Genomic DNA, 1,555 nt, shown 5'->3' with positions numbered 1-1,555 from the left:
ATATCCTTCGGCAGCGTTTCCGGCTCCCAGATGCGCCGCCTGCCGATGCCCGCCTGCGGGATGTTTTCGAGGATCTTCACGCTTTCCTGTTGGATGACCTTGCGGTCATCGTCCGAAAGTTCAAACAGATACCAGTTCCGGGCGGCAGAAATGGCGTTCCTGCCATCGGGCGGCAGGTTCTTTTCCGAGATCTGCCCGCTTTCCAGCGGCTCACCAGTTACCTTGTTGTAGGTGGCAAAACCGACTCCTGCACCGTTTTCCCGGAGATGCAGATAGCGTTCATCGTTGATAAGGTAGACCGCTTCTTTTATCTGCTCCATCAGCACCCACCTTCAAATTCCAGCGAAAACTTGCTGCGGCCATCGGCTTCACAGGACAGCAGGACGGTGGCATTGTAGGTCTTGCCCTTGGCGCTCTTGCAGTCCTTCAGGCGGACCCGGCCGTCCCGCAGCAGCTTGTCCGCCACATGAGCGTCCAGCCGCTTGCCCAGACGCTTGAAGAACGCATTGTCCTTCCACAGCACGAAGCGGCACTCCCGGTTTTCGCAGAACCAGCCTTTTTCACGCTCCACGACAGGCTTACCACAGTTCGGGCAGACACCAATAATCTTGCTTTTCATAAGTGCATTCGCTCCTTTTTTCATTTCCGTGTTCTTTACCAGTTCGGTAATCATCGTATTGATCTCGGTCATAAATTCGCTCGGCTCCATTTCGCCATGTTCGATTTGCAGCAGCTTTGTTTCCCAATCGGCGGTCATTTCCGGGGATTGGATTTCTTCGGGCATCACAGTGATGAGGGCTTTTCCTTTATCCGTGGGCAGCAGCACCTTGGTTTTCTTGTTGCCCTTGCGCTCCAGAAAGCCCTTCTGCACAAGCTTTTCAATGGTGGTGGCACGGGTAGCCGGGGTGCCGATGCCCTGACGCTCCACGCCCTCCGGCATACTATCCGCACTAGCGGTTTCCATCGCATGAAGCAGAAGGTCCTCGGTAAAATGCTTCGGCGGCGAGGTCTGCCCCTCTTTCAGTTCGGCGTTGAGGATGCCGCACTCGTTTTCCGCTGCGTTGGGCAGGGCGGTGAGTTCCTGCTTCCGATTCAGGATGTCTGCCAGCACCTTGCGCTCCACCGCTTTCCAACCTTCTTCCAGAACCTCCTTGCCCTTGGCGGTAAACTCCTCTCCGGCACATTCGGTGGTCAGCAGGGTTTCCAGATACCGGAAGGGCTTGCTGACTGCCATCAGTGTCCGGGCGATGATGAGCTTCAGGACGTTCTGCTCGCCCTTGGGCAGTGCATCCAAATCGGCATGCAGCATACTACGGGTGGGCAGGATGGCGTGGTGGTCGGTGACTTTTTCCCGGTTGACGGTGCGCCGTGTCCGGGGCACAGCCTCGTCTACATCTGCCGGAGTAATATCGAGAAAACTTTCCAGTTCCTCAGTCAGTTCCTCCAGCATTTCCTCGTCATCGTCAGTGATATAGCAACTATCAGTTCTGGGATAAGTGGTAAGTTTCTTCTCATACAGGCTCTGCACATAGTCCAGCGTCTGCTGTGCGCTGTA

General features: G+C 55.6%; 1 protein-coding gene and 1 pseudogene. Both read right to left on the bottom strand.

Going from position 1 to position 1,555, the window contains the following annotated elements; all coding sequences use genetic code 11:
• A pseudogene (locus tag GKG34_RS15550) lies at positions 1 to 320 on the bottom strand (hypothetical protein); the annotation flags it as partial.
• Positions 320 to 1,555: DNA topoisomerase (locus GKG34_RS15545; protein ID WP_243139295.1), on the bottom strand; the 1,236-nt coding region annotated here is incomplete at its 5' end. The pseudogene GKG34_RS15550 and the gene GKG34_RS15545, both read right to left, overlap by 1 nt.

It is taken from the genome of Faecalibacterium sp. BIOML-A4, from assembly GCF_009679665.1.
In the GTDB taxonomy this organism is placed as follows: Bacteria; Bacillota; Clostridia; order Oscillospirales; family Ruminococcaceae; genus Faecalibacterium; species Faecalibacterium taiwanense.
The sequence above is the reverse complement of the archived record's forward strand: the minus strand, read 5'-3'. Positions and strand labels throughout refer to the sequence as shown.